The organism is Bacillus sp. 05T31, assembly GCF_056396725.1.
In genome coordinates, this window is record NZ_JBFTMA010000721.1 from 1 (window position 1) to 3,439 (window position 3,439).

At 37.0% G+C, this 3,439-nt stretch carries 7 protein-coding genes and 1 pseudogene; 2 read left to right on the top strand and 6 right to left on the bottom strand.

Annotated features, from left to right (window positions below):
* Both AC1DJR_RS27210 and AC1DJR_RS27215 read right to left on the bottom strand, forming a co-directional pair.
* Nucleotides 1-158, bottom strand: a 158-nt coding sequence (locus AC1DJR_RS27210; protein WP_477003970.1) for an ArsR family transcriptional regulator, incomplete at its 3' end; no start/stop codon positions are given.
* Nucleotides 159-590, bottom strand: coding sequence for an SRPBCC family protein (locus AC1DJR_RS27215; RefSeq protein WP_477003967.1), 432 nt, complete (start codon nucleotides 588-590; stop codon nucleotides 159-161).
* 423 nt (nucleotides 591-1,013) lie between these two features.
* Here AC1DJR_RS27215 and AC1DJR_RS27220 point away from each other — a divergent pair, with 423 nt between their 5' ends.
* Nucleotides 1,014-1,241: a DUF3973 domain-containing protein gene (locus AC1DJR_RS27220; RefSeq protein WP_002129470.1), complete on the top strand. Its 228-nt coding sequence runs from the start codon at nucleotides 1,014-1,016 to the stop codon at nucleotides 1,239-1,241.
* Between the two features lie 34 nt (nucleotides 1,242-1,275).
* On the opposite strand, the gene AC1DJR_RS27225 is transcribed toward AC1DJR_RS27220, so the two are convergent.
* Both AC1DJR_RS27225 and AC1DJR_RS27230 read right to left on the bottom strand, forming a co-directional pair.
* The gene (locus AC1DJR_RS27225; protein WP_000621751.1) at nucleotides 1,276-1,458 is read right to left on the bottom strand and encodes a sporulation protein Cse60; all 183 of its coding nucleotides are present in this window, start codon (nucleotides 1,456-1,458) and stop codon (nucleotides 1,276-1,278) included.
* Nucleotide 1,459: 1 nt separating this feature from the next.
* On the bottom strand, nucleotides 1,460-1,696 hold the full coding sequence (locus tag AC1DJR_RS27230) for a DUF2553 family protein (protein ID WP_002089059.1): 237 nt from the start codon (nucleotides 1,694-1,696) through the stop codon (nucleotides 1,460-1,462).
* Between the two features lie 257 nt (nucleotides 1,697-1,953).
* Here AC1DJR_RS27230 and AC1DJR_RS27235 point away from each other — a divergent pair.
* Nucleotides 1,954-2,235, top strand: a pseudogene (locus AC1DJR_RS27235) (CarD family transcriptional regulator); the annotation flags it as partial.
* A 67-nt stretch (nucleotides 2,236-2,302) separates the two neighbouring features.
* Here AC1DJR_RS27235 and AC1DJR_RS27240 read toward each other — a convergent pair.
* Together AC1DJR_RS27240 and AC1DJR_RS27245 are read right to left on the bottom strand one after the other, a co-directional pair.
* A complete protein-coding gene (locus AC1DJR_RS27240) occupies nucleotides 2,303-3,088 on the bottom strand; it encodes a glucose 1-dehydrogenase (RefSeq protein WP_477003968.1) in 786 nt (261 codons plus the stop codon).
* Between the two features lie 12 nt (nucleotides 3,089-3,100).
* Nucleotides 3,101-3,439, bottom strand: a 339-nt coding sequence (locus AC1DJR_RS27245; protein ID WP_477003969.1) for a GRP family sugar transporter, incomplete at its 5' end; no start/stop codon positions are given.

A 3,439-nucleotide genomic window follows, 5' to 3' on the forward strand; every position in this document is an offset into this window, starting at 1 on the left:
ATATGAAGGTGCTTTACAACTGCAGTACGGCTCATCGGAAAATGATCCGTTATTTTTGAAATTGGTAACTCTTTATCACTTAATAACCGTAACACTTCTCGGCGGGTTGGATCAGCAATTGCTTGAAACACATCATATTTCGCTGCTGACGAGGACACTTAACCTTCGACAACCTTTTTCAGTTTTTCATTTACAATCGCTACCCAGCCACCATTCATTCTATCGCGAATAATAGAGCTCTTCGCATTCGCTTTCGGAAGGATTTCATCAGGATGTTTCCAGCCGCCGTGAATTAACGTAAATTCTGTTTTATTATCTCCTAGGTCTTTCAAATTAAATGAAACAACCCAGCCATCTGTGTCCCATGAGAAAGATAAATAATTCGGCTCATCAATCTCTAACACTTTACATGGTGATGGTCCGAAAGGTGATTGCACATGAAACTCATGTCCTACCKCYAATTCRAAATCATTTGGCATAAACCATGACGCAATYCCTTCTGCAGTTGATACTACATTCCATACTTTTTGAATAGGCGCGTTAAAAACGATTGTTTGTTTAATATCATTTAATGTATTTTGTTGTTCCATTTTATATCTCCTTTATTCGGCATTAAAATATAACACCTTTTAGTTTCACATTAACAATATAACACCTTTTAGTTTCATGTCAAGAAAGACTCTTTTTCACTGTTGAGAAATTCTCAACATTTTTTCAACAGGACAAACACCCTTTCAGCATTCCTTCATAATATACTCACAAAGGCAATGAAAAACAGAAAATTCTCTCAACATGAAACTCCATCAATCATATTGAGAGAATCGCCTAACTTATCTCATCTGTACTTCGTCTCTCCTCCTTCCCTCGGGGACAATACGCGAGATATGTAAAGATCAGAAGGAGTGTGCCCACCATTTGGGTGGTAGTTATTTCTCTTCTCCTCAATATTTCCTTAGAAGTGAAATGACTACCCACTCACTTTTTTAAACAACAATGAAAAGGGGATGAACGCTATGTTCTATTGCATTAACTGTTCTGAAATTCACCATGAAAAACATCCGAATGATAAAGTATTCAAAAACGGTTTTTATATTGATCCATTTTTAGGTGATCGTTATCACCTCGGTATGTGTACAGATGCCCAAAACCATGAAACAGGGGCGCCTCTTTTAGCGACAAAGAAATTAGGCACAACTCAATCTATTATGAACGTATTACCGACACATGTTGTCCCAACATAAAACATAAAAAAGAGCTGGCTCACCCAGCTCTTTTTTATGCTTTATAAACGATCATTGCTGAAAAACAATAAATTTGGTTTTCGTCATCGTTAATAGAAACACCGACTTGGTACTTAATATCTACAAAGTTACTATCATCAATTTTTTTCAAAAATACATTTACAGCGTCTTCTAAGTCTTTTTCATGACTTTCATCAAACACTTTCACACGAATCATGTTAACACCATCCTAGATCGCAGCCCTCCGCCGCTTGTTTATTGCCACGGTGCGTATCTATGATGCGATAAAACTTTCCATCTTCATATATATATCCGTCTTCTAACACATATTGTTTATCTTCAGTATAGACATAAAACTTACCTATCATAAACTTACTCGTATATAATTCCAAATAATCTTGCCTAAATTTAGCTACAACTTTATTTGTAATATCAATTCTAATTGTGCGCCCCACCTTCTCTCCCTCCCTTGCAAAGAACGGATTTAGGTATATTGTATTAGCGATTTTATATTTTATGCTTAAAAATAAGTGGATATGCCTTCTTTCTGCGCCTGTACTATTTTTCACCCCCCTATTTATTCAACTCATAAGAGCAAAAAACAAATAAAAAAAGCGACTTTTATATATTGACTACATCATATCAGATGTGATAATATATAAAATTTGACATTTTTATCCTCGTATGTTATCATTAAAAGTGGTTACCACATATGGAGGTGGATGATTTGTTTCAAATTGGTGATAAAATCGTTTATCCAATGCACGGTGCAGGAATCATCGAAGCAATTGAAGAGAAAGAAATATTAGGCACTACGCGTCAATATTGTGTTATACGTATCATTAGTAAAGATATGCAAGTAATGCTTCCAATGAATCAATTACAAAAATCCGGTATACGTTACATCGTCGATAAAGGTACGTTAGATGGTATACTTCTTGAATTTCATCATGGGGAATCAGACCCCTCACTCTCTTGGAAACAAAGATATACAAAATAGCCGACCGCTATTTTTTTTGCTTAAAAAAGGCCAAAGAGTTAAATCTCTTTGGCCTTTCATATTACCCACGCCCCGCTTGAAACGATGGGTATAAAGTCATTCCACCATCTGCAAATAACGTAATTCCGGTTACGTAACTTGCYTCTGCTGAAGCGAGCCACGTTGCTACTGCTGCGATTTCTTCAGGTTTTCCAATGTAACCCATCGGAATCATACTTTCTACGTCGTCACGTTTTTTCGAATCAGCAAATTTTTCAGCATTAATTGGCGTATTAATTGCACCAGGCCCAATATTATTTACTCGAATACCTTTTGGTGCATATTCTAACGCTAACGTTTCTGTCATAAGCTTAATCCCCCCCTTACTAGCCGCATAATGCACAAATAATGGCCACGGGATTTTCTCATGAACACTAGACATATTAATAACCGAACCTTTAATATCGTGTTCCACAAAATATTTAATCGCTTCACGACTTCCTAAAAAAGCACCTGTTAAATTTGTATGAATTACTTTATTCCAATCCTCTAACGGCATTTCATGCGAYGGTACCGCRTTTTCTATCCCTGCATTATTAATCATRACGTCGAGCGTACCAAAYTCTTTCACAGCAGATTGAATGAGATTYACAACATCTGCCTCGGCCGTGACATCACCTTTTACAGCAATYGCTTCCCCGCCTACCTTTTTTATTTCTTCTAATACATCGTTCGCTTCTGACTCTCTTGAGCGATAGTTAATAACAACTTTCGCCTTTTCTTTAGCAAATCGCACTCCCATGGCTCTTCCAAGACCAGTTGCTGATCCTGTAATAACGACGACTTTCCCTTCTAAATCGCTATACATTTTAATACCTCCTTAACCTTTCGCAATCCCCAGCATAATTCCAGCTGCAATGATAAAAACGATACCAATAACAATCCCAATTAATTGACGCTTCGTTTTCCTTTCACCTAATATAAAAATCCCACCAAGCGTCGAAATAATAATTCCCATTTGTGAAAGGGAAAAACTTGTTGCGACCCCAACTCTTGGCTGCGAAATGAATAAAAACATATTTCCAGCTGCCCAAATCAATCCTGGAAGAATATTTCGAATCGCATATTTATTGAATGGATGATGTTTAAATGTGAGTAAAATCCCGCCTAATACCATACCGACCGCTTGTGGTAATAAAGCCGACCAACCGTTCACGTT

Coding starts and splice junctions, on each gene's coding strand:
- AC1DJR_RS27220 (WP_002129470.1), top strand. CDS start 1,014: ATGTTCTATTGCATTAACTGTTCTGAAATTCACCATGAAAAACATCCG.
- AC1DJR_RS27225 (WP_000621751.1), bottom strand. CDS start 1,458: ATGATTCGTGTGAAAGTGTTTGATGAAAGTCATGAAAAAGACTTAGAA.